Source organism: Chlorobaculum tepidum TLS (assembly GCF_000006985.1).
GTDB classification, from domain to species: Bacteria; Bacteroidota; Chlorobiia; order Chlorobiales; family Chlorobiaceae; genus Chlorobaculum; species Chlorobaculum tepidum.
This window is the reverse complement of record NC_002932.3, coordinates 412363-436966: the sequence shown is the minus strand read 5'-3', so window position 1 is coordinate 436966 and position 24604 is coordinate 412363. Positions and strand designations below refer to the sequence as shown.

17 protein-coding genes, 1 tRNA gene and 1 riboswitch are annotated in these 24604 nt (G+C 59.0%); all 18 genes read right to left on the bottom strand.

What is annotated here, in order from left to right; translation table 11 throughout:
• Positions 1-2: 2 nt before the first annotated feature.
• Positions 3-260 (bottom strand): TonB-dependent receptor, encoded by a 258-nt coding sequence (locus AYT24_RS02030; RefSeq protein ID WP_164926857.1) that lies wholly within the window; start codon positions 258-260, stop codon positions 3-5.
• Positions 218-766, bottom strand: a complete 549-nt coding sequence (locus tag AYT24_RS02025; protein WP_010932110.1) for a hypothetical protein — start codon at positions 764-766, stop codon at positions 218-220. Before AYT24_RS02025 ends, AYT24_RS02030 begins: the two co-directional genes overlap by 43 nt.
• Positions 763-4542 carry a cobaltochelatase subunit CobN gene (cobN, locus tag AYT24_RS02020; protein ID WP_010932109.1) on the bottom strand — a complete coding sequence of 1260 codons (3780 nt, stop codon included), beginning with the start codon at positions 4540-4542 and terminating at the stop codon, positions 763-765. Before cobN ends, AYT24_RS02025 begins: the two co-directional genes overlap by 4 nt.
• Positions 4539-5576 (bottom strand): radical SAM/SPASM domain-containing protein, encoded by a 1038-nt coding sequence (locus AYT24_RS02015; protein ID WP_226986837.1) that lies wholly within the window; start codon positions 5574-5576, stop codon positions 4539-4541. The genes cobN and AYT24_RS02015 overlap by 4 nt, the downstream gene beginning before the upstream one ends.
• Positions 5573-6586: a TIM barrel protein gene (locus AYT24_RS02010; protein WP_010932107.1), complete on the bottom strand. Its 1014-nt coding sequence runs from the start codon at positions 6584-6586 to the stop codon at positions 5573-5575. The genes AYT24_RS02015 and AYT24_RS02010 overlap by 4 nt, the downstream gene beginning before the upstream one ends.
• Entirely contained in the window at positions 6583-8142 is a 1560-nt protein-coding gene (locus AYT24_RS02005; protein WP_010932106.1) for a nitrilase-related carbon-nitrogen hydrolase, read from the bottom strand. Before AYT24_RS02005 ends, AYT24_RS02010 begins: the two co-directional genes overlap by 4 nt.
• Positions 8130-9272, bottom strand: a complete 1143-nt coding sequence (locus tag AYT24_RS02000; protein ID WP_010932105.1) for an adenosylcobinamide amidohydrolase — start codon at positions 9270-9272, stop codon at positions 8130-8132. The genes AYT24_RS02005 and AYT24_RS02000 overlap by 13 nt, the downstream gene beginning before the upstream one ends.
• Before the next feature lie 50 nt (positions 9273-9322).
• A complete protein-coding gene (locus AYT24_RS01995; protein ID WP_164926855.1) occupies positions 9323-10492 on the bottom strand; it encodes an ABC transporter substrate-binding protein in 1170 nt (389 codons plus the stop codon).
• A complete protein-coding gene (locus tag AYT24_RS01990) occupies positions 10489-11574 on the bottom strand; it encodes an ABC transporter ATP-binding protein (protein WP_010932103.1) in 1086 nt (361 codons plus the stop codon). The genes AYT24_RS01995 and AYT24_RS01990 overlap by 4 nt, the downstream gene beginning before the upstream one ends.
• A complete protein-coding gene (locus AYT24_RS01985) occupies positions 11571-12659 on the bottom strand; it encodes a FecCD family ABC transporter permease (RefSeq protein ID WP_010932102.1) in 1089 nt (362 codons plus the stop codon). The genes AYT24_RS01990 and AYT24_RS01985 overlap by 4 nt, the downstream gene beginning before the upstream one ends.
• Before the next feature lies 1 nt (position 12660).
• Entirely contained in the window at positions 12661-13869 is a 1209-nt protein-coding gene (locus tag AYT24_RS01980) for an ABC transporter substrate-binding protein (protein WP_164926854.1), read from the bottom strand.
• A 6-nt stretch (positions 13870-13875) separates the two neighbouring features.
• Positions 13876-14178 carry a 4Fe-4S dicluster domain-containing protein gene (locus tag AYT24_RS01975; RefSeq protein ID WP_010932100.1) on the bottom strand — a complete coding sequence of 101 codons (303 nt, stop codon included), beginning with the start codon at positions 14176-14178 and terminating at the stop codon, positions 13876-13878.
• A gap of 524 nt (positions 14179-14702) precedes the next feature.
• Positions 14703-14942, bottom strand: a riboswitch (cobalamin riboswitch).
• Between the two features lie 414 nt (positions 14943-15356).
• Positions 15357-15430, bottom strand: a tRNA-Val gene (locus AYT24_RS01970).
• A gap of 50 nt (positions 15431-15480) precedes the next feature.
• The gene (gene clpX, locus AYT24_RS01965) at positions 15481-16800 is read right to left on the bottom strand and encodes an ATP-dependent Clp protease ATP-binding subunit ClpX (RefSeq protein WP_010932095.1); all 1320 of its coding nucleotides are present in this window, start codon (positions 16798-16800) and stop codon (positions 15481-15483) included.
• A gap of 169 nt (positions 16801-16969) precedes the next feature.
• The gene (locus tag AYT24_RS01960; RefSeq protein WP_010932094.1) at positions 16970-17239 is read right to left on the bottom strand and encodes a DUF4404 family protein; all 270 of its coding nucleotides are present in this window, start codon (positions 17237-17239) and stop codon (positions 16970-16972) included.
• 64 nt (positions 17240-17303) lie between these two features.
• Positions 17304-18776, bottom strand: coding sequence for a glutamate synthase subunit beta (locus tag AYT24_RS01955; protein ID WP_010932093.1), 1473 nt, complete (start codon positions 18774-18776; stop codon positions 17304-17306).
• A gap of 36 nt (positions 18777-18812) precedes the next feature.
• Positions 18813-23417, bottom strand: coding sequence for a glutamate synthase large subunit (gene gltB, locus AYT24_RS01950; RefSeq protein WP_164926853.1), 4605 nt, complete (start codon positions 23415-23417; stop codon positions 18813-18815).
• A gap of 160 nt (positions 23418-23577) precedes the next feature.
• Positions 23578-24321 (bottom strand): 2,3-diphosphoglycerate-dependent phosphoglycerate mutase, encoded by a 744-nt coding sequence (gpmA, locus tag AYT24_RS01945; protein ID WP_010932091.1) that lies wholly within the window; start codon positions 24319-24321, stop codon positions 23578-23580.
• Positions 24322-24604 lie beyond the last annotated feature (283 nt).

Sequence of the window (24604 nt, the reverse complement as noted above, 5' to 3'; positions counted from 1 at the left end):
TTTCAGTTCAGACAGAAAGTGTAGTTCATGCCAATCTTCCACTCACGGGGCGGCGCGTCATAGCCATCGACATAGAGATACTCGCGGTCGAGCAGGTTATCGACATCGAGAGAGAGTTGCATCGCGCCCGCCCGATATTCCACGCGCAGATCCACCAGCCCGTAGCCTGGCTGGCGCTCGACGTTGTCCGGGCGGGCATAGACCTCGCCTGTGTATTTCAGGTCGGCGCGAATGGAGAGACGGCTGACAGGTTTGAGCACGATCTGTCCCGACAGGGTATGGAATGGAATGGCGGCAGCCAGAGGCCGGTCTCTTCATTGCGGGCGTGCTGGTAGAGGTACGATGGGGTCAGTTCGAGCCATGCGGCGGGCTTCCAGGTGAAGGTCAGCTTCTCCGACGGCGCAAACGACAGGGCAAGGCCGGTCTTCACGGCCCGCTCCCTCTGCAAGTCGGGGTTGGAGCGGGTCGTGGAGGTCTCGTTGTAGCGTTGCCGGAAGGTGGGCAGGTTACTGCTGCTGCCCGCGTTCAGCTCGATTTGCGACACCTGCCTTTTCAGGGTCTGGCCCGCCGACTTCACCCGGAGTCGCGAAAAGAAGTCTCGATCGGAGTCGCTGTTGCTGGTGGTTGTTTCCCTGTACCAGCTCCGGCTCTCCAGCCCGTCGAACTCCGCGCCGAACTCATCGCCGCGCCCGGAAGCACGCACCACATCCGCAGGGGCGACCGACATAAGCATCGCTGTCATGATGCAGGTAACGGAAAACTTCATTCGTTGATCTCCTCCAGCTGCCCTTCGGTTTCGAGGTACTCCTCCTGCAAACGCTGCTTCATCTCGTCCGTGGCGTTCCACATGCCCCGGCTGATCGCTTCGAGCAGCTTGTCGAGAATGTTCTGGCGGGCGTAGGGATTGACCTCCTCCATCCACTTTTTCATCTCCTCGTCGAAGACATACTTCCCGGCCACGCGCTCGTACATCCAGTCATCGACCACCTCGGCGGTGGCGTCCCAGCCGAGGATGATGTCGAGCACCTTGGAGATGTCGCCCGCGCCTTTGTAACCATGCCGTTTGAGGCCGTCGAGCCATTTGGGATTGAGCAGGCGGGAGCGGAAAATGTGCTTTGCCTCCTCGAATGTGGTGCGCACCTGCACCCGGTTCGGATCGGAACTGTCGCCCATGAAGGCTTCGGGCAACTCGCCGCCGCGCTGACTCTTGGCCGCCGTGATGAGGCCGCCGTAGTAGTTGTAGTAGTCGGTGCAAGAAAACATGTCGTACTCGCGGCTGTCCTCGTTCTTGACCGTGGCGTCCATGCGGGAGAGCACCCGCTTGAAGGTGTCGGGTTTCTGCTGGCCGTACGATCCGCGCCCGTAGGCGTGGGAGGAGTAGCGGATGTAGTTGGCCGCCAAATCGCCCTGCGTCTGCCAGTTTTTCGATTCGATCAGCTCCGAAACGCCCGCCCCATAGGTGCCAGGAGGGCAACCGAAGACGCGGAACGACGCTTCGCGCAGCGCCTCCTCGTCGTTCATGCCCTGCTTCCGGTACTCCTCGACGTCAGCAAGCACGTTGCGGCGCAAGAGGTTGCTTTCGAGCGGCTCGTCGAGCGCGGCGACCATTCTGACCGCATCATCGATACGCTCGACCAGCAGCGGAAAAGCGTCACGGAAAAAGCCGGAGATGCGGGGCGTCACATCGAGCCTCGGCCTGCCAAGTTCGTTCAGCGGAATGATCTCGACCCCCTGGACATACCCGCTACCCTTCTTCCAGACCGGTCGTACGCCCATGAGGTAGAAGATTTCGGCAAGATCGTCGCCGCCGGAGCGCATGGTCGCGCCGCCGAACAGGATGATGCCGATGTTGCGGGGATACTCCCCCTTCTCTGCGAGGTAGCGCTGGACGAGGGCGTCGCCGAGGCTGCACCCGACCTTCCAGGCGGCAGGCGTGGGAATACGCTGGGGATCGATGGAGAAGAAGTTGCGCCCGGTCGGCAGGATGTCGGCCTGCCCGCGGGTGGGAGCGCCGGACGGGCCGGGATCGACAAAGCGCCCGGCAAAGCCTTTCAGGGAGGCGTCGATTTCGTCGGTCACTTTCAAGAGACGCGGCACGAGGTCGTCGCAGATGTAGCGGAGAGCGGCCATCACATCGGGCGTCACGAGTGCGGGCAGTTCAGCCTGAACGAACTCGGGAGCTTGTGTTGAGTAGCCGTTCGCCGAGAGCAGCTTCACCATCGCGAGCGCGTGTTCATGAGCACGACGGATCATCTCCCCGCCGGTCTCGGAGGTCGGGCCAAAAACCGGCTCCCCCTTGCGACCAAGCAGTTCGTCATAATTAAAGCCCATCGCCGTAACAATCGACTCGCGCAGTGACGGTACGCTGCCCTGTTCGAGACGGGTGAGCTGAACGAGCAGCTCGACCAGCCGGTCGCCATCGGGCGCGACGCCCATCGTGTGCAAGCCGTCGGAAATCATGGTATCGGCAATCTCGTCGAGCGCGGAGTGCAGCACTTCGAGAAATTTGTCAAAATCGGCAAACGCCTTTTCGCGGGTGTACCCGGTGTCCTTGTCGAGATCGGCTGCGAGCACCGCATCCCAGATCATCGGGCGCAGCACGTCGAGCTTGCCGGGATCGCTGTTGCGCGCCTCGGCGTAGCTCCGCAGGTGGCCTTCGAGCACCGCCATCTCTTCGTACAGGTCGGCGTTGGTGAAGACCGGCGTCATGTGGTCGATGATGCAGCAATTCGAGCGCCGCTTGGCCTGCGTCCCCTCGCTCGGATCGTTGATGATGTAGGGGTAGATGTTCGGCAGATCCATGATCGACAGATCGGGATAGCACTCCTCCGACAGTCCGAGTGCCTTGCCCGGCAGCCATTCGAGCGAGCCGTGCTTACCGACGTGCATGACAGCGTCTGCCTTGAAGACATCTCTGATCCAGCGGTAGTGGGCCAGATAGTGGTGCGGCGGCGGAATGTCGGGATCGTGCAGCATCTGATCCTGACGCTCAATGCTTCCCCGCGACGGCTGGATGGTGATAAAGACGTTGCCGTTGATCGTACCCGGAAAGAGCAGTTCCTCGTCGTGCACGAACAGCTCTCCCGGCATCTCGCCCCAATTTTTCACCATCTTTTGCTTCACCGCTGCGGGCAACGCTTCGTGCCAGGGCTGGAACAACTTCGAGCCTGCCTTGGCTTCCGCTTTTTCGGCCATCTGCTCCGGGGTGAGCCAGCGTCGGTCGCAGGTCATTCGGGTAACAAGCTCTTTTGCCAGCTCGTCGCCGTTTTCGTACTGTCGCTCGACCACGTAGCCCTCCGCCGCCATCCGTTCGAGCAGCAGCCTGATGCTCTCGAAGCTGTCGAGACCGACAGCACACCCGATGCGGTCGTTACGCGGCGGGTAGTGGTGGAAGATGATGGCGATGCGCTTGTCGGCGTTCGGTTTGCGCCGCAGCGCCGCCCAGCGGAGCGCCATGTCGGCCAGCTTCGAGACGCGCTCTTCGACCGGCATGATCCTGAGCACTTCGCCTCCGGTGAGCGGATCGATGCCCATGTTCTCGCGCGTCGAAAAGGGCACGGTCATGAGCGCACCGTCGAATTCGGGCTGCGCGGCGTTGTAGGAGACCTCCATCGTGCCGAGTCCCTGAATGCTCTCCCGCCACTGCTCGCGGCTCTGGAAGGTGTTGAAGGCTTGCAGGAACGGCACGTCGAGGCCCGGAAGAATACTCCGGTACTCTGGCGAAGCCATCGACAGGGCGAAGAGCATCGGATTGACGAGCACATCGATGCGGCTTGTGCCATCCGGGCGGCGGAAGTAGCGTTCGGCCACGTAATCGGCCCCCTTGTTTCCCCGCATCGCGTCGCGGTAACGGTGGTGGAAAACAGCGATGATGTTGGCCCCTCGCTCTTCGACCTGGCGGATGAGATAATCATACGCGGCCAGATCGCCATCGACGAAGTAGTTCTGGTAGAACCAGAGGCCGACCGTAGGTTTGGACGGATCGACATGCTTTGCCAGGTACCCCTCGAAGTCGTCGAACGCTGGCCAGTCGGGATGATAGATGCCCTCGTGAGGCATCTCGACCGGCTCGTCGGCGTCGTTTTCGCCGCCGTGGATCAGATGGTGCAGATAACGGAGCATGTTGGCCACGTTGATAACGCCGCCGTTCTGGATGTAGCGCCGGAGCCTGTCGCCCGCTTCGGTGCCATACAGGGCGCTGTGCTGCTGGGCCAGTTCGGCAGCTTCGTCGTCACCCCCTCCGGCGGAAATCAGAATGAGCGGCGTAGCCTGGCCCGCTTCGCGCCGTTCGGCTAACGCTTCGAGAAAAGCGTCGAATGCGGGAAAGGAGGCCTTGCCGCCCATGAGTCGGATAATGACCGCATCCGCCGAGGCTGCGGCGCGGGCGAACACGGCGATCTGCTCCGGCGTGGAGAGCTGCGCGGCGATGCGGGCCTTGAGTTCCGCCTGACCGCCTCCGTCGTTGTAGCGCCTGAGTCCGGCGCTGAGCGTGGAGATTTCGGAGGGGTTGACACAGAAATAGCAGAGCGAGATTGGTTTCATGATGGTATCTCTCCTTTGTACAGACAATAGTCGCAGATGGTTCGATAGAGAGCGCAGACCAGACCGGCCCCGTCAGCGCCGTTGTAGTGCAAACGCGACGGACAGTCGCCAGGGCAACGCCCCTGAAGCCCGCATCCGGCACACTCCTCGCGCTTCGGCAACCGCCCGTCGGGCAGCGCCGTGCCGGAGAGACGGGGATGATCGAGCGTACCGAGGTGGAAGCGGGCATCACCGAGCGTTTGGGTGCAGGGATAGAGTTCACCGCGCGGCGTGACGGCGAGGCTCGAACCGGTGCAGGCCTGGCAGTAGGGACGAGCTTCATCGCGACCGAGCGCCTTGAGCACCGTCTGCCGTTCGCGCAAAATGAGAGGACGGCTCCGCTGCGCATTCAGCACATCGAGCGTGGCGAGCAGGCGGGTGACGCCGCTGCGGATCGTGACGGCATCCGGTGGCTGCACGCCAATTTTCGCCGCCGCAGAGCCTTTTTGCACCAGCAGATCCAGGCCGATAGCCGAGGCCGCCGGCATCGAATGCAGCGCCATGCCGAGCGTTGATAAGTCGCGGGTATTGCGCGACGACAAAACCGTCGTGACTGAAAACGGCACCCGCTCGCTGTCGAGCATGGCGAGGGCTTTCCAGGTTGCAGCGCCCTGGCCACGAAGCTGCTCCTGAATGGCGGGCAGTCCATCGACGCTGACCCCGACAGCGGTGCCAAACGAGTGCAAACGGCGGGCGGTCTGATGGTCGAGCAGCACGCCGTTGGTCTGGATGGCGGTAGTAGCGGGCAGATTGTTGTTTCTGATATACTCCAGAATTCTGAAAACAAGCTCTCCGGCAAGCAGCGGCTCGCCGCCGGTCAGCTGCACATGGAAGGGCTGGTTCGATGCGGCCACCAGATCGAGCGCACGCAGAGCCGTATCGAGATCCATCATCTCTCCCTGACCGTTGCCGCCGCCTTCGTAGCAATAGGCGCAATCGAGATTACATGCTGTGGTGACGACGAGCATGAGCGATGAAATCCGGTGATTGTTCAATACAAATTCTCCTTGATTCGGCATTCAGGAAAAAAGCGTTGTAACGCCCGCTGCTGTTGTTCGATCTTGCCAATCCACTCGTCAAGGGAGCTGAAGGCAAGTTCGAACACGACGTTGTCCGGCTCGATGAGATCGAACAGCTCGCCAAGCATGGAGTGCGAAAAAGGCTCGTGACGATCCAGATCGCGTACATGGCGGAGAGCGATGGAGAAGCGCTGCCAGAAATCGTGAGCGCCGCAAAAGGGATCGGCGTTGGCAAATCCGGCCTTGGCCGCTTCGCCCGACAGACTCTTGCTGAGATGCACCGCCTTGATGAGCTGGCGGTAGTCGCCGAGCCGCTCGACTTGCCGCAAGAGAAAAGCAATCGCCTCTTCTTCAGTTCGCAACTCCTGATTCTTGTTCAGAATATGGGCGGTATCGAGCACGATGCCGCACTTCGGCCACCGGACTTTCGAGAGCAGGCGGTCGATCTCATCCGTGCTGTCGAGCCGGAAGTTGCCCGGCCACCAGAGGTTCTCGAACAGAATCCAGCCATCGTACGGAGTGTCGCGCACCACCTCGTTGATAATCTCCGTCGAGAGATCGACAGTCTCCCGCCAGCCCCAGGGTGGCTGCCAGTTGAAAACATACTCCAGCTCGTAGTGAACGGGATGGAAGACGACATAGGGAACATTGAAACGGGCCGCCAGTTCGAGCTGTGAACGGTAGCACGAGATCACGGCTTCGCGATTCACGCCGCTGTAGTAGTGGCGCACGGTCTGTTCGCTGCCGAACATGCGGAGCAACCCCTCCCGGTCGTTCTGCCATATCTGGCGGAGCATGACGAAAAAGCGCAGGTGCACTCCGCCGACAATCTCTTTCGGAATCGCCGTGCAGTCGTACGCGCCAGCCGGGTACAGCTCGAAGCCGTCCATGCCGGTGCGCCGGAGCAGCGAGACCGCTTCGCTCCACTCCGGCCCGGCAATCTCCAGATCAGAACCGTGGGTACTGATGTTGAGCAGCCAGTTCACGGCGTTTCCTCCTCGCGCTTTCCGGTTTCATCGGCCCGGCAGGCATCTGGCGAGCGCCCGTTTCGCGCAAGCAAAAGCTCAACGTCGATCCGGTCGTAAAAGCGCTTGCGGCGCAGCTTTTCCACCTCGATCAGCATGGAGGCTCCATCGACCCCCTCGCCAACGGCCTCCTCCCAGCGGTAGTGATCGACCGGCGGCAGGCAGATAAACGACACGTCGCGCCCGCACGCCGCGATGGCAAGCTGTTCGATAGAGCGGGAACCGAGCACGGCCCGGTCGCCCTCGTCGAATCCGGTCTCGGGCACCACCGCCAGGTCGCACCCCTCTTTGGCGAGTGCCGTCACCGCTTCCGGGTGGCGGCACTCCTCTTTGGACAACAGCGTCAGGCGCAGATGATCGAGATCGATCAGCACGAAGTCGTCACGCTCCGGACACCGACGATGCACGCTGCCGTCGGGGCGGCAGCAGATCAGCTCCGCCACCCCGTCCGTATCCACAAGCCCGGCGCAGAACGCCGCGCCATGCGCCCGTGCAACATCCAGCAGGAAGCCGACGGCCTCCTCACGGTTGGCAACCCGAAGCATCGGCAGCACCACCACCAGCCCCGCGGCCTTTTCGCGGTCGTGCAGCAGGCTGTCGAGAACCGACACGTCGCCCGGCTCGAAGTATAGTTCGTGCAGACAGTGCACCTGCACCGGAGCGGGTTCGGGCAAGCTGTGCCAGCTCGTCATATCGTTTGCATAACGCATGTCGAGATAGATCGAGCGGTACCGTTCCGGCGTCCTCGATGCGAAACGTTCACGGCTCGACGAACGCAGCTTTCCACGCGAAAGGGGAAGCTCAACATGAAACACCTCCGAGTCAGGTGAGCTGCGCTCGGCAATGACCGAGCCATCGGCGCCATAGGCGCAAGAGACTGCGTCGTAACACTCCATCGTGCGATCCTTGCCGGTGCGGTTGCAGGCTACCAGCGCACAGCCGTTTTCGCAAGCTCGCGCCCGCCAGAGCTCCCTCGGATCGAGTGAGCCACCAGGCCAGTTGGCTGGCACCAGCAAAAGATCGGCTCCACGCAGGGCAGCTGCCCTCGGAATGAGACCGTAATAACTGTCGGAGCAGATGAGCACGGCGGCTCTGCCCCACGGCGTCTCGAAAAGGCTCTCCTGCATGTGGGAGCCGGGACAGGCCCACCGCGCCTCAGCAGTCACCTTGCGATAATTGAGAACCAGCTTTCCGTCCTGGCCGAGCACGGCGGCGGAGTTGTAGCAGATGCCGGTGCACGGATCGATTTCGGGATAACCGAGCACGATGTAGCAACCCGCGGCTTCGGCAATTTCTGCCATCGCCTGAACCGATGGGCCGTCAACCGGTTCGGCAACGGCGGCGACCTCTTTCGGCGATCGGAAGCTGTAGCCGCTGACGGCCAGCTCGGTGTTCACGATAATCCTTGCGCCAGCTTCAGCCGCCTGGCGGTTGAGGCGGATCAGCTCCCGGCGGTTGTGCTCCGGCTCGCCGTGCCGGACGGCCAGATGGACAAGCGCGATATTCAGTCGTTCCATTTGTCGGCGTACCCCAGCGCCCATGCGGTTGTGATAAGTGAAAGCAGTGCCTCCCGGCCAGCGCCCCAACCGACCGCTTCGAGCTGTTCGGCGTACGTTGCGATCCGCTCTTGCCGGTGCGAAACCGCCGCAGCGAAGAGCGCACCCTGCATGACGAAAATCTCGCCCATGCAGGAGTCGGGCAAGAGACCCCAGGCGTGCTTGTCGTACAGATGCACCAGCGCGCACGCCGCGGCCACCGTCATGGAGTCGCGGTCGAGGCCTCCGAAATTCTTCCTGAACACCTCGCTCTCATCCGGCGACAAACGCTCGGCAACCATCTCCATCACCTCCTCTTTGCTTACACCAAACCGCCGGATATGCTCATAGACCGAGCGCTGGCTCTGCGGAGTCAGGGAGTTCTGGCGGGAAAGCGTGTCACGCAGCGCATTGATCACCGCTTGTGCGATCAGTTCGCCGAGCTTGGAGTGCTTGCCCGCGCTAGTGAGCGGACGCGATCCACCCAGCGCGCAGGCCACCGCGATCTGGTCGGTGCCGGTGCCGGTGGCCAGCCCCTCGGAGTAGCGCGACGAGACCGCAAGCTCCTGCAATACGGCGCTCTTGGCCTCGGTCGCGGTCACGATGCTGCGCACCATCGCACCGTGGCTCAGTTCGCGGTTGATGAGCAGCATCATGTTGATCGTGCCCGGCAGCTCTTCGCCCTTTTTGTCCAGCGGCTCGAACCCCGTCTCGCCCTCCCAGACCGAGGCGGGGTCGCCCGCACGTCCCGCGTTGCCCTCCACGCCCCCGGTGCAGATTGCCGTTACCGAAAGATCGCGGAACGAGCGTGTGGCGATGGCCGCGTGGTTCATGTTGGCCGCCGTACCGAGCGATGCGCTCAGCTCCGAAACCCCATACCGTTGGCACAACCTCTGATGGTAGCGCTCCGGTTCAGCAACAATGGTTTTCATATCTTTGCGCATGTGCCCTGCCGGTTCGCACGACTGGTGGTTGAACACACCGTCGAGGTCATCGCGCAGGCCGCCATGCACCCGGCAGGTCGAAACAACCCGGTGCGGCGCGAGAAAACGCACCGAAATCATCTTGCCGTTGCGATGGACTTCCGCATTGCCAAAAACTCCTAACTTCATTACGTTTATTGTCATGTCAATTCAAGAATCCGTCTTGCCCCCGCACCCGGTCATTCAAGCCTCCTGTAGTAGCGAAGTGTATGGCCCGGCATCAGCTCTGGATGGAAGATGGCGACAAGGTCTGCCAGAATCTGGTCAGGCTCGGTCATGCCGATGTCCCAGTACCTGGTCTTGCCATTCCTGAAGCAGCTTCCGTTGTTATTGTAAACCCGCCCTTCGCGCACGCTTCTGAATTCGCCGTATCGCCCGTCCTCGGTCAGCACCTCCTGGAGCGTCGAGGCTTGCGAGTGGGTGTTCAGCCAGAACGCGGCCTGCTGGCCCGCCTGCATGGCGACCTCTCCGCTCAACAGATAACCCCGTTCCGGCTCCAGCTCCTTGAAGAGATAGTCGGCTCCTGCATGATCGAGCATGGTCACGAAGCTGCGAGGCGCGGTCATGGTTGACCAGGTTCCCTTCCTCATGTAACCAGCGATGACCGTCGGACGCTTTTGGACTTTCCGAACCCTTTGCTGCATCGCCAGATAGGCCGCCTCTTTTTCACGGAAGATGGCTTCGGCCAAGCTCTCTTTGCCAAGAAACGCCCCCATGAACCTGATCCACTCGACAACCCCCAGCGGATGCTCTTCGTGATACGCCGAAAAAAGGCCGGGAGTGATGCCGTACGAACGGAGGCGGAATGGCAGGTCAACACCAAACGATGTGATGATGAACGTGACGTCCGGCTTCAAGGCAAGCAACGTCTCCATGTTCGTCGAGCGCCCGTAGCCGGTCACGGCAAGAGTGCCGTCGTCGATGGCGCGATGGACGCGGTCGTGGCTGATGAGCACCTTTCCCGATACACCGACAAGCGCTTTGGAAGCGCCAAGCAGATCGAGAAACGACACTTCAAGACCGTTGTCGCAGGTCAGCCTCCTGACCGGCGTTTTCACAACAAGCATGTCGGCGTCGTGCTCCGGAACGGCCTTGCCGCGAGGCACCAGCAGATAGCGCGCCACGGGAACCGAGCTGTTTTTTTCGCCGGCAAACACATCGATCCGCGTGCATCCGTTCTCCCGCTTCATCGTAAAAAGCTTCGCATACCGCAGCGGAACAGCCTCGTTCGCCTCCGTCCCGGAGGCGGTTTTGGCATGTTCCGATGGCTTGCACGCCTGGATGGAAAACAAGAGCAGCGCGATAATCAGAGAGAGAGCCCAGCGCAGGGAGCTTTTGATGTGATTCATGAAACCTCCTTCTCTTTTGACGAACGGACAACGGCTCGCAACAACTCGTCGAGGCTCCCGGTAACAACCGGCTCTCCGTTCTCTCCGGGAAAAAACCGCCACTGCATATTGCGGCTTTCGTCGCCGGATATTTCAACATGCCGGATGTTCGATGCTCCCTGAACGACCCGACACCCGGCCCGTTCGAGGGCTCGGCGGGTCCAGTACGCCGTGACGCCATCGCCGAGAAGGCCAACTTGGCTCGATCCTTCGTGCCTGAACCGAAATGAGCCGGAATACTGATCGAACTCGAACCCGTTGCGACTAAAGGCCTTTTCAAGATGGCCTTCGAGCACGAGGGATTCAGGGATGGCCGACACGATCGAACAGACGCGGTCGCCCGAGCGTTTCATCAGCCATATCCTGTCTGAGGCCTGCAAGGCCAGATCGAGTTCGTGCGTCGAGAGCACGACCGCTTTGCCCTCTTCACGGGCCAGGCGTTTCAAAAGACTGATGATTTCAAGCCGGTTCGGCAGGTCGAGATGCGCCGTCGGCTCGTCGAGCAGAATCACGGGGGTATCCTGCGCGATGGCCCGCGCGATCATCACCTTCTGGCGTTCGCCATCGCTCAATTCACCGATATGCCGGTGTGCGAACGCCCGCGTTCCGGTGGTTTCAATGGCCCGTCGCACCAGCTCCTCGTCCGCGTCACTCAGCGTGCCCATCCAGCCGGTGTAAGGGTAACGGCCAAGCGCCACCAGCGCATAGACCGACATATTGCCTGTCATGACCCGGTCGGTCAGCACAAGGCTCAACAGCTTCGCTATCTCTTTGGGATGCAGCCCCGCCATGTCACGCCCCTTGAGCAGCACCGATCCCGAAAGGGGCTGCTGCACCCCGGCCAGCGTTCGCATCAGGGTCGATTTGCCCGATCCGTTCGGCCCCAACAAGCAGACCAGCTCACCCGACGCGATATCGAGATTGATACTGCCCGCCACCACTGTCGAGGCCGGATGCGACGGTTTGCGCCAAGCGATGAACTCCCGCTGTCGCAACTGGTAGCCGATGGCAAGGTTGCGAGTCTGTATCATGCTATCGCTCATGCAAATGACGATTTGAGGTTTCTCTGCCGAATGATCACCCAGATCACCACCGGCGAACCGATAAGCGCCGTCACGACATTGATCGGCAAGGTTGTCTGGTTGCCCGGCATCTGCGCGATGATGTCGCAGACCAGCATCAGAATCGCCCCGACCAGGCATGAACTCGGCATGAGAAAACGGTGATCGGAGGTGTTGAGAATCGAACGGGTCAGGTGGGGCACGGCGATGCCGATGAAGCCGATGGGACCGCAAAAGCCGGTCACGCTTCCGGCCAGCAGGCTGGTGGCGGCAATCACCGTAATCCGGATAGAGAAGGTGCTCATGCCGAGGCTTTTCGCGTAATTTTCGCCAAGCAGCATCACGTTGAGCGGCTTCGATGCGGCGAATGAAACGAGAAGCCCCGCCCCGACAACGATGCCGAGCACCCAGAGCTGATTGCCCAGAACACCGCCGAGACTGCCGAATGTCCAGATAAGGTAGTCCTGTATCTGCTCGGGTTCACTGAAATACTGCCAGATGCTTATCAAAGAGACCGTAATATTGCCGACCATGATGCCGACAATCAGCAGCACGACGTTATCCTTGATCTTGACCGCGATGGCAAGCACAACCAGCAGCACCGCTGCCGCTCCCAGCGATGAAGCAATCACGATCAACCAGCTCCCTCCCAGCCCCAGTTGCCGTATGGCGAAGGCATTGGCTGCCGATCCGGACACAAGCATCACCATGGCGACGCCGAGACTCGCACCGGCGGATATTCCAAGCACCGAGGGGCCTGCCAGCGGATTGCGAAAGAGCGTCTGCATCTGCAAGCCGCTCGCCGAGAGCGCAGCACCGGCAATCACCGCGGTGATCGCCTTGGGCAGGCGGATCGTCGTCACGATCTTCTGCCAGGCTACAGGCTCCTGATCGCTTCCGAACAGAATCGCCACGACGCTTTTCAGGGGAATCGACACCGAGCCGAGCGCAATGTCGAGCATGAAGAGCAGCACAAGCAGGATCAGCATAAAGAGGATCATGCCGCTTTTCGGCACGAGCGAAGGCCAGGGATGGGCCGGGGCACGAAGTTCCGCAACGTTACTCATGTTACTTCACCTCCTGGAAAAAGGTGAGTTCACCCTCACCGATACCGTGAGCGCGAAGAAGACCCGGATGAAGAATCATCACCAGATCCTTTAGAATCAGGTCAGGCCTGACCACGCCACTCTCCCAGTAAGCATTGCCGCCCGCTGCGTTGACCAGCCGGTTGTTGTTCCAGACTCGCCGCTCCCTGACCGACCGCATCTGCCCGAAACGGGAATCGACGGCCAGCAACTCATCGAGAGTGGAGACCGTTCCGGTATTCAGCCAGTACTCAGCTTCGAGCGCAACCGGCCAGACCGCCTCAATCGTAAGCGGCACGCTTCCGGTTCCGGGCAGATCACGCCAGTGGTACGAGGCCCCTGCATCACGAAGCATGGCCGCCACGTAGCTTCCGCCCGTCGGGACATACCAGGCATCCTTCACCGGCAGGCCGGTCAGCACGGTTGGGCGGTTCGGCAGGTTACGGGAAAGCGCGGCGATCTTCAGGTACGAAGATTCAATCGCAGCAAACCGCTCGCGGGCAAGTTTCTCCTTGCCGACAAGCGCGCCGAAAAGCTTGATCCACTCGGCGCGCCCGAGAGGCGACGGCTCCAGCCATTCGGCAACGACGAGCACCGGAATGCCCGCCTGGACAAGCGCCTGATAATCGGTCTTCCGGGCCGCGGGAAGCGCCGGCGCGATAACCAGATCGGGCTCCAGATTCAGCAGAGCCTCGACATCGGGACTGAACGGCATGCCGATCGCTTTGATCGCTCCGCTCCTTATGCGGGATCTGACCGCAGGGGTGTTGACAAACTCGGGACGGGAAACCCCGATAATGCCGTCACTCCTGCCGAGCATATCGAGAAAACCGATATGCGTGGTGGAAAATACGGCAATCCGCTTGACCGGCGTGCGAATGACTGTGTAACCAACAAAACCCGAAGGTTGAGGCCTGCCCTCCGGAACCAGAAGGTACCGAAGCGTATCAGGGTAAGCTTTTTGACCGGCCATGACCTCCAGCACCGTAACCTCACCCCGGCGAAAAAGCCTGAAGCGCCGCGAATACCCGATAGAGCTCTTGAGAGAATCCGGAGCGGACGCCACGCTCGTCGAATGCTGTTTTCCGCCAGAAGGCGTACCGCATCCCGCGAGCAATGCCGCCTGCAACAAAATGACGCCAAGAACCGGCAGTGCGCCAAAACGTCTGATGCTTATGTAGAATCGAGCCATCACCGTTCAGTCGAGATATTCAACAAACTGCTCGAACTCCTCAGGCGAGGGAAACGAGATCGCGCCCGCTGCACACTCCTGCTCACAAGCCGAACAGAGCACGATGCACCGGTAAGGGTTGGCCACCTCCATTTTCGGTCGCCGCCGCAGCCCCTCCTCCGCTTTTGCCGAAGCGAAAACATCCTTCGGGCAATAGTTGTAGCATGACAGACAACTGTTACACAGCTCGGCATCGATCACCGGATACCAGGCGATCTCTGCACGGGGAACAGTCAGGCGACGTTTTCTTCTTTGATTCTTGTCGTTCATGGAAAATCCAGATTTGATAATTGCGTCAGCCCTCCCACCACCACCACACCATGGCAGGAGGCCCTGACGGAGAAACTGAAATGGTCAGCGCAACCCTTGATTCCGCCCTTGCCGAAAAACGCGGCGGGCTGATGCAGAAAAAGGCGTGACCGGTCGAAGCCGATCTGAATTGAACGGATGAAATAAAGAAGTGAGCACTGCGCTCCGTACAACATTGGCGGAAGTGCCGACGAGAGAGAAGAGAATTCTGGCCATCCATGTACCTGTTATCAGTGAAAAAAACCGATCAACTGATCTACAGGATTCTGTTCAGGCAAGGTGAACCATACAAAAGAAGCAACGAAAAACCGCAACGGCCAACCCAAAGCAAAACTACGCCCCGAACTGGCTGAAGCGCAACCGGAAGCAAGGCTCAAGACTTACCGCGGTTGGCGGCCTGATGAGCAGGTGTCGAGACGACAAATGGGTGAAGCACGATTTTCACATGAATCTTTGCCTGAGACTATAAACCCGTAGTCCGTTATTGGTGCAAATGCATGACTGGCAGGTCTCCTGACTTTCACGGCATCGAGCGCCTCCAAACCTTCCCGCAGTTTTCCGTGGAGGAAAACCGGCAGTGACCTGAAAGCCCGCCTTGCGCATCCGTGTGGCCACGGAATTTGCCCGGCGGTTAACCGTTGTACAGTTGCGGGTACAGTGTACGAATCTCACGTACTTCCCTATTCTCCGGCTTTTAAACCGGCACCTGTCATGGCGAGAAAGAACTTGTTAAGGGCCTTAAATACCAAATCTTTTTCTGATTTGCAAGCCCATCGATCAAATGGTGAGCACAGAAATCTTGCCAATGACCACAAAATGAGCACCAGCAGCATAGAAGCAATCTACTCCAACGGCCGGAAAATCCGTGATCAACATGAATGATTCAAATTTTCCCGCTCGAATAACACCTGCACTCTCTTTGCAGAGGCAGCACTTCTATGCCAAGAGAAATCATAATTGCCATTAATATTGAAGGTTATGGACAACCTCTGACAAAGCTCATCATTTCGTATAACAATGGTGTAACAATAATGCCTGAAAAGGCACAAAACTCAGCGCAAATGACGTATTTCAAGAGGGAAGAAAGGGAAAACAAAAAGCCCTGTAAGTCTTTATCTTACAAGGCTTAACGGAGGATGTGGGCGATAGAAGATTCGAACTTCTGACCTCTACCGTGTCAAGGTAGCGCTCTAACCAACTGAGCTAACCGCCCCTTCGAGAAGGCCCTAATATAGGACTTTTCCGGCTGAATCCAAACTCTTTTTATGCGATCTTGCGCTCTTTTCCATCCTTCTTTTCATACACCGGCCCGCCGGTTTTGTCGATGGTTTCGGCGGTGATGACGCACTTCTGCACATCCTTGCGGGTGGGCAACTCGAACATAATGTCGATCATGACGTTTTCGAGCACGGAGCGCAGGGCGCGCGCACCGGTGCCGCGTTCGATGGCGATTGCAACCACGCGCTCGAGCGCTTCGTCGGTGAATTCAAGTTCCACGCCGTCCATTTCGAACAACCGCTTGTACTGCTTGACGAGCGCGTTTTTTGGCTCGACAAGGATGTTGCGCAGGGCGACGGCATCGAGCGGTTCGAGGACGGACATGACGGGTAGTCTTCCGATAAATTCGGGGATAAGGCCGTAGTCATGCAGGTCGTCCTGTGTGACAAGCTTGAGAATCTCCGGATCGTAGCCTGTCTGTTTGCCTCTGACCTTGGAGCCGAAGCCCATCGAGGATTTCGAGACACGGCGAGCGATGATCTTGTCGAGTCCTTCGAACGCTCCTCCACAGATGAAGAGGATGTTCTTGGTGTTGATGTTGATCAACTGCTGCTCCGGATGCTTGCGTCCGCCTTTCGGTGGCACGCCAACCACTGAGCCTTCAAGAATCTTGAGCAACGCCTGCTGAACGCCTTCGCCAGAAACATCTCTCGTGATTGAAACGTTGGCCGATTTGCGGGCAATCTTGTCGATTTCATCGACGTAGATGATGCCGCGCTCGGCGCGTTCGAGGTTGAAGTCGGAGGCGTGCAGAAGCCGTGCAAGAATGGTCTCGACGTCGTCGCCCACGTAGCCCGCTTCGGTGAGCGAAGTGGCATCAGCAATGGTGAAGGGCACTTCGAGCAGGTTGGCCAGCGTTTGGGCGAGCAGCGTCTTGCCGGTGCCGGTCGGACCAATGAGCAGGATGTTGCTCTTTTCGATCACCACCTCGTCGCCGGACGACCAGTCGTGGGCGTCAAGTCGCTTGTAGTGGTTATAGACCGCCACGGCGAGCGACTTCTTGGCCTGCTCCTGACCGATGACGTACTGGTCAAGCGCCTCCTTGATGTTGACGGGGCTTTTCAGCCGTGGCTGGAAAGCGGGTTCAGGCGACTGATCCGGATGACGGATGGCGCTGATCTCCTTGCGCAAAATCTCTACCGAGCTGAGAATGCAGCGGTCGCAGATGAAGGCTCTCGGCCCAGCGACCATGCTGTTTACCTCCTGGCTTGTTCTTCCGCAGAAGGAGCAAACAACCGGCGGTTCCGATCCGTAACTTTTCCTTCCGCCGTTCTGGCCTTTACGCGGCTCTTTGTCTTTTATCATTTGGTAGCGGTTGTGATTGCGCGGTTATTGCCGACACGTTCACGCTATTGAAATTATTTGACTGATGCCCTGAAATTTTTCGATCCTGGCTGAATGAAAGGGCAGACACACAGGTCTACTCTTACCGTTCACAGTCATTTAGTATTCTCAATTTATACTTCGCCTGTGCTTACAGTCCCATACGGGCGAGGCTATCGAGCACGTGCTGGATCAACATGCTAAGGCGAGGATGCTCCTCCTCGAAATGGGCCACTGCTTCACCCATTCTATCCGTCAGACTCTCCTCATTCTCGGCGGCGTCCTTGCCGCCTTCGATGAGCTTCGAGATGTCCTCATTCAGCGTGGCAAGCACCTCTGCGGTCTTTTCATCGACCGTTCCAATCTGCCCCAGCTCCTGATGCAGGGTTTCGAGCAGCTCCCTCAGTTTTTGCTGTTCCATACAACGTATCCGGATTTATTCAGCCTTTTTCGTCCTCTTCAAACACAGTCGGTTGCCGATTCGTTCACGGCAGGCTGGTGCAACCCATCAGGAAGCGGTCGCACTCTCTGGCAGCGGCGCGCCCTTCGTTGATCGCCCACACCACGAGGCTCTGACCACGGCGGGCATCGCCTGCGGCGAAAACCTTGTCAACGCTGGTACGGTAGCTTTTCTCGTCAGCCTTGATGTTGCTGCGGCTGTCCTGCTCGACGCCAAGCGACTGCAAGAGCTGCGCTTCTGGCCCGAGGAAGCCCATCGCCAGCAGCACGAGCTGGGCTGGAATGATCTCTTCGCTGCCGGATACCGGCACGGGAATGGTGCGCCCCTCCTGTTTGATCCACTCGACCTTCGAGACCTCGACGGCACTGAGCCGCCCGTTCTCGCCGATGAACTTCTTGGTCATCATGAGATAGCGACGCGGGTCGCCGCCCTGCACGGCAGCTGCCTCTTCCTGGCCGTAATCGACCTTGAAAACCTTCGGCCATTCGGGCCACGGGTTGTCTTCTTGGCGGAAGTCGGCTGGTTTCGGCATGATTTCAAGCTGTATGACGCTCTTACACCCCTGGCGCAGCGATGTAGCCACGCAGTCGGTTCCGGTGTCACCGCCGCCGATCACCACCACATCCTTGCCCTTGGCGGAGAGCACAGGTTCGGTGCCATCGAGCACAGCCTTGGTGCTGGCACGGAGAAACTCCATCGCGAAGTGAATGCCGTCAAGATTGCGCCCATCGGCATTGAGATCGCGCGGGTTGGTCGCTCCGATACAGAGCACCACGGCGTCGTACTCCGAGAGCAGCTTGTCAACCGGGTAGTTGACTCCAACTTCGGTTCCGGTCACAAAACTCACGCCCTCTTCTTTCATGAGATCGACGCGGCGCTGCACCACCAGCCGCTTGTCGAGCTTCATGTTCGGAATACCGTACATGAGAAGGCCGCCAACGCGGTCATCACGCTCGAAAACCGTGACCGTGTGCCCCGCCTTGTTGAGCTGGTCGGCGCAGGCAAGGCCCGACGGACCGGAACCCACAATAGCCACCTTTTTACCAGTGCGGACGGCGATCTGCTTCGGCTCGACCCACCCTTCAGCGAAGGCATGTTCGATGATCGAGTACTCGATATTCTTGATGGTCACCGGCGGCTGGATGATGCCGAGCACGCAGGAGCCTTCACACGGCGCGGGGCACACCCTGCCGGTGAATTCCGGGAAGTTGTTGGTCTTCATCAGTCGTTCCCAGGCGTCGCGCCAGAAGCCGCGATAGACGTGATCGTTCCACTCGGGGATAAGGTTGTGAATCGGGCAGCCAGCAGTCATGCCGTTGAGCATGAAGCCCGAGTGGCAGAACGGCGTGCCACAATCCATGCAGCGCGCGCCCTGGTCGCTGAGCTGCTCGGCCGACATCTCCTCGTGGAACTCGTTCCAGTCCTTTATTCTTTCCAGAGGCTCCCGGTCTACGGGAAGGGCTCTCCGGTACTCCATAAATCCTTTCAGTTTACCCATAGGTCGTAATACGTTGTTCAGGCGACTCGCCCAATTTCAGTTCCCCGAGGCACGGGAAGGATCATGCACGTTCTTTTCGAAGGCGGCCATGACGGCTTCATCGCCGGTCATACCCATCGCCTCGACCTCTTTCATCGCATCGATAGCGCGTTTGTAGTCGTTCGGCAACACCTTGACGAAGCGCTGCGAGGCGTTCGGCCACGTCGCCAGCAGGCCCTTGCCGAGTTCGCTGCCGGTAACCTCCACATGCTGCTCGATTTTCGAGCGGAGCCACTCGAGTTCGTCCTCGGCTTCGACCGCCGAGAGGCTGACCATTTCGAGGTTGCAGCGTCCGGTGAAGGCGCCATCGACGTCGTAAACGTAGGCCACGCCACCCGACATGCCCGCCGCGAAGTTGCGGCCAGTCTTGCCAAGAATAACCACCTTGCCACCGGTCATGTACTCGCAGCCGTGGTCGCCCACCGACTCGACAACCGCCTCCATGCCGCTGTTGCGCACGCAGAAGCGCTCGCCAGCCATACCGCGGATGAAGGCCTCGCCGGAGGTCGCTCCGTAAAAGGCCACGTTACCGACGATGATGTTCTCTTCAGGCACGAACTTCGACGATTTGGGCGGATAGGCGATGATCCTGCCGCCCGAGAGGCCCTTGCCGATGTAGTCGTTGGCGTCGCCCACCAGCTCGATGGTCATGCCTTTCGGAATAAAGGCCCCAAGGCTCTGGCCAGCCGAACCGATGAACTTCAGGTGGATGGTGTCATCCGGAAGTCCCTTGCTGCCATAAGCTTTCGTGACCTCGTGGCCCACAATGGTGCCTGCAGCACGGTTGGTATTCTTGATCGGCAGCGTGGTCGAAACCTTCTCGCCACGCTTGATAGCCGGTTCGCAGATCGCCATGAGTACGCGCATGTCGAGGCTCTCCTCGATACCATGATCCTGCGTTATGGTGCAGTACGGCGTATCGTTGTCTCCGGTATCGACCTGGTGCAGAATCTTGGAGAGATCGACGCCCTTGGCCTTCCAGTGCTTGATGGTACGAGAGGTGGCAAGCAGATCGGAACGACCAACCAGTTCGTTGAGCGTGCGGATGCCGAGCTTCGCCATGTACTCGCGCACACCCTGGGCGAGGAAGCGCATGAAGTTTTCGACGTGCTCCGGCTTGCCCTTGAAGTTCTTGCGAAGTTCCGGGTTCTGCGTGGCAATGCCGACCGGACAGGAATCGTCCTGGCAGCAGCGCATCATGATACAGCCCATCACCACCAGAGCAGTGGTGGCGAAGCCGAACTCCTCTGCACCGAGCATGGCCGCGATGACGATGTCGCGCGCCGTCTTGAGCTGGCCGTCCGCCTCGACGACGATCCTGCTGCGCAGATTGTTGAGCATGAGGGTCTGGTGGGTTTCGGCAAGGCCGAGCTCCCACGGCATACCGGCGTGCATGATGCTCGAAATCGGCGATGCACCCGTGCCGCCATCGTGACCGCTGATGAGCACCACGTCGGCGTGAGCCTTCGCAACGCCCGCCGCGATGGTGCCGACGCCAACCGTCGATACCAGCTTGACGTTGATGCGCGCGGAACGATTGGCGTTCTTGAGATCGAAGATGAGCTGCGCCAGATCCTCGATGGAGTAGATGTCGTGATGCGGCGGCGGCGAAATCAGCCCCACGCCGGGGGTCGAGTGGCGCGTTTTGGCGATCCACGGATAGACTTTGGTGCCGGGAAGCTGGCCGCCCTCGCCGGGTTTGGCGCCCTGCGCCATCTTGATCTGAATCTCTTCGGCGTTGGTCAGGTACTCGCTGGTGACGCCGAAGCGACCCGACGCGACCTGCTTGATGGCCGACATGCGGCTGTCGCCGTTGGCGTCGCGCACGAAGCGATCCGGCTCCTCGCCACCCTCACCGGTGTTGCTCTTGCCACCAAGGCGGTTCATGGCGATGGCGAGCGTTTCGTGTGATTCCTTGCTGATCGAGCCGTAGGACATCGCGCCCGTCTTGAATCGTTTGACAATCGCCTCTACCGGCTCAACCTCGTCGATCGGGATTGGCTTCTCGGAGAAGCGGATATCCATCAGACCGCGAATCGTGCAGTAGTGCTCGCTCTGGTCGTCGATGAGCTTCTCGTACTTCTTGAACAGCTCGTAATCGCCCGTGCGGCACGAGTGCTGGAGATAGTGAATCGTCTCCGGATTGAACAGGTGGAACTCGCCATCGTGACGCCACTTGCGATCGCCGCCAGCCTCGAGGCCGCGATTGACCTTGTTGCCGCCGGGCGGGAAAGCCGCCTCGTGGCGCTTGCGGACCTCATCGGCCAGCGTGTCGAGACCGATACCCTCGATGCGTGACGGAGTCTTGGTGAAGTAGGTATCGACCACTTCGGTGTTGAGACCAACCGCCTCGAAAATCTGCGCGCCGCGATAGCTCTGCACGGTCGAGATGCCCATCTTGGCCATCGTCTTGACCACACCCTTCACGGCCGCTTTCACATAATTCTTGATCGCCTTCTTCTCGTCGTGCGTAATGCGCCCCTGGGCCACCTGCTGGCGAATGGTTTCGAACGCGAGATAGGGATTGATCGCCCCCGCGCCATAGCCGATCAGCATCGAAAAGTGGTGAACCGTGCGCGGCTCGCCCGACTCGACGATGAGACCAACCTTGGTTCTGAGACCCGCGCTGATAAGGAAGTGATGAAAGCCGGCAAGGGCCAAAAGAACTGGAATCGGCGCACGCGACTTTTCGAGTTCACCCTTGTCGGAGAGAATGATAATGTTGACCCCCTCCTGATTGATCGCCTTTTCAGCCTGACGGTACAGGTCCTGCATGGTCTCCTGGATACCTCGACCACCTTCTGCGACGTTGTAGAAAATCGGCAGGGTAATCGCTTTGAAGCCAGGCTTGTCGATGCCGCGAATCTTTTCGAGGTCTTCGTCAGTCAGAATCGGATGCGGAATCCTGATGCGGCGGCAGTTGATTTCGTCCGATTCGAGCAGATTGCCTTCGGCACCGAGCATGACGGTTGTCGAGGTGACAATCTCCTCGCGGATCGAGTCGATCGGCGGGTTGGTCACCTGGGCAAAGAGCTGCTTGAAGTAGTCATAAAGCAGCCTCGGACGGTTGGAGAGCACTGCCAGCGGCGTATCGTTGCCCATCGAACCAATGCATTCGGTGCCGTTCTGGGCCATCGGCCTGATCTGAAGCGTAAGGTCTTCATTGGTATAACCAAACGCCTTCTGGCGAGCGGTGATGCTGTAGTTGTCCTCGTCGGGATTCTTCATGCGCTCACGCTCCGGCAACGAAGCGAGATCGATGACATTGCGCTCGATCCACTCCGTGTAGGGCTTCTCCGAAGCGATGCTTTTCTTGATCTCCTCGTCGGAGATGATGCGCCCCTCCTTGGTGTCGACCAGGAACATGCGTCCCGGCTGAAGGCGATCTTTCTTGATGATCTTTTCAGGATCGATATCGAGCACGCCGACCTCGGAAGCCATCACCACCAGGTCGTCGCTGGTTATATAATAACGCGACGGGCGCAGGCCGTTACGGTCGAGCACCGCGCCGATCTGGATGCCGTCGGTGAAAACCACCGATGCGGGGCCGTCCCACGGCTCCATGAGGCAGCTGTGATATTCGTAGAAAGCTCGTTTGTCCGGGTCCATCGATTCGTTGCCCGACCACGGCTCCGGGATGAGCATCATCGCTGCGTGAGCCATCGAGCGGCCGCACATGACAAGCAACTCGAAAGCATTGTCGAGCGTGGCCGAGTCGCTACCCTCTTCGAGCAGGATCGGCTTGATCTCTTCGAGCGCACCCTTGAAAATAGAGGACTGCATGTTCTTTTCACGCGCCTTCATCCAGTTCACGTTGCCGCGCAGCGTGTTGATCTCGCCGTTGTGGCTCAGAAAGCGATAGGGATGAGCGCGATCCCAGCTCGGGAAGGTGTTGGTGCTGAAGCGCGAGTGCACCATCGCGATGGCGCTCTCCATATCCGGGTCTCTCAGTTCGGGATAGAACTCCTCGACCTGCTCCGGATTGAGCATGCCTTTATAGACAATCGTGCGGGCCGAAAAGCTCGATATGTAGAAAAAGCTGCTGCCGAGAAGACCCGACGTAAAGCGAACGCGCTTAAAAATACGGCGGCGGATAATGTAAAGCTTGCGTTCGAATTCAAGGTCTGACATGTTGTCGTTGCCGCGGCCAACGAAAATCTGCTTGACCACCGGCTCCTGCGAACGGGCGGTCTGGCCGAGCGTGGAGTTGTCGGTCGGTACCTTGCGCAGACCGAGATATTTCTGACCTTCCGCCTGCACCATCTGGCGACAGATATCCTCGATGGCGCGGCGCTGCGTGAGGTCTGGTGGGAGAAAAACCATGCCGACGCCATACTTACCCGGTTCGGGAAGTTCGATGTTCCTCTGGGCGCACACTTTGCGCATGAACTTGTCGGGAATCTGTATCAGGATACCAGCGCCATCACCGGTGTTCTTCTCGTAACCGGTGGCGCCACGGTGCTTCATGTTCACCAGCACCTGCAAGCCCTGCTTGATGATCTGATGAGACTTGACACCCTTGATATTGGCTACGAAACCAACACCGCAGGCATCATGCTCGAACTGTGGATCGTACAGGCCCCCTTCATGCTTTGCTTTCATATTTTCAGGCACATCAATTCAGAAAAATTCAAAAATACAGGACTTTCCTTGCGCAAAGGCCAGAATATAAGGTATTGAACAGAAAATTCATGACCTTTTACCTTCAAGCCAAAAGCTTCAGGCCAAACAGAATGTCGCGAAACCGGAAGTCCTTGAAAGTTCAGGCTTTGCCCTGTTTGACGACGACCTCCACCTTTTTCTTCAGCTCCTCCTGGTCGCCCAGATAGTAACTCTTCAGCGGCTTGAGATCGTCGTCAAGCTCGTACACCAGCGGAATACCGGTAGGAATGTTCAGACCGACGATATCCTCATCCGAAATGTTGTCGAGATATTTGACCAGCGCCCTGAGCGAATTACCGTGAGCTGTAATAATGACATTCTTGCCATCGCGAATCTGCGGTGCAATAGTCTCGTGCCAGTAGGGAAGGAAGCGCGCAACCGTATCCTTCAGGCACTCCGTGGCAGGCAGTTCCTGAGAGGACAGCGAAGCATAGCGCGGGTCCTTGCCCGGCCAGAACTCATCGCTCTCGGTGAGAGCCGGTGGCGGCGTGTCGTAGCTGCGGCGCCAGATCAGCACCTGCTCGTCGCCGTGGCGCTGGGCAGTCTCTGCCTTGTTGAGCCCCTGCAATGCTCCGTAATGGCGTTCGTTGAGACGCCAGTTTTTTGTGACGGGAATCCACATGAGATTCATCTCGTCGAGCACCGTCCAGAGCGTCCTGATGGCGCGCTTGAGCACCGAAGTGTAGGCGAGGTCAAACACGAAACCCTCATCCTTGAGCAGCTGGCCAGCGGTTCTCGCCTCTTCTCTTCCTTTCTCGGAAAGATCAACATCCACCCATCCGGTGAAACGGTTCTCCCGGTTCCACTGGCTTTCGCCGTGCCTCAGCAGGACAAGTTTCTTCATGTAACGCTCCTTGTGCTCGTAAATTGATTCTTGAAAAAGGAAAGAGTGCGCCATTTACAGGCTTGGCAATTTAATATTCTGAAAAACCATTCTCAAACATTCTCTCAGCGACGTGCAACCCCCTGAAATTCCTGCGACAAGGGTATTTTTTATAAGGCGTTGAACACCCTGTTATGGCATTATCGTTCGAAATATTATATCTTATATGATTTTTGACGCTTGATGACCGAACCTGAGCCCATGGCAACGGCTACCGTTGCCCGTCGGACGGAGGAACAAGCCA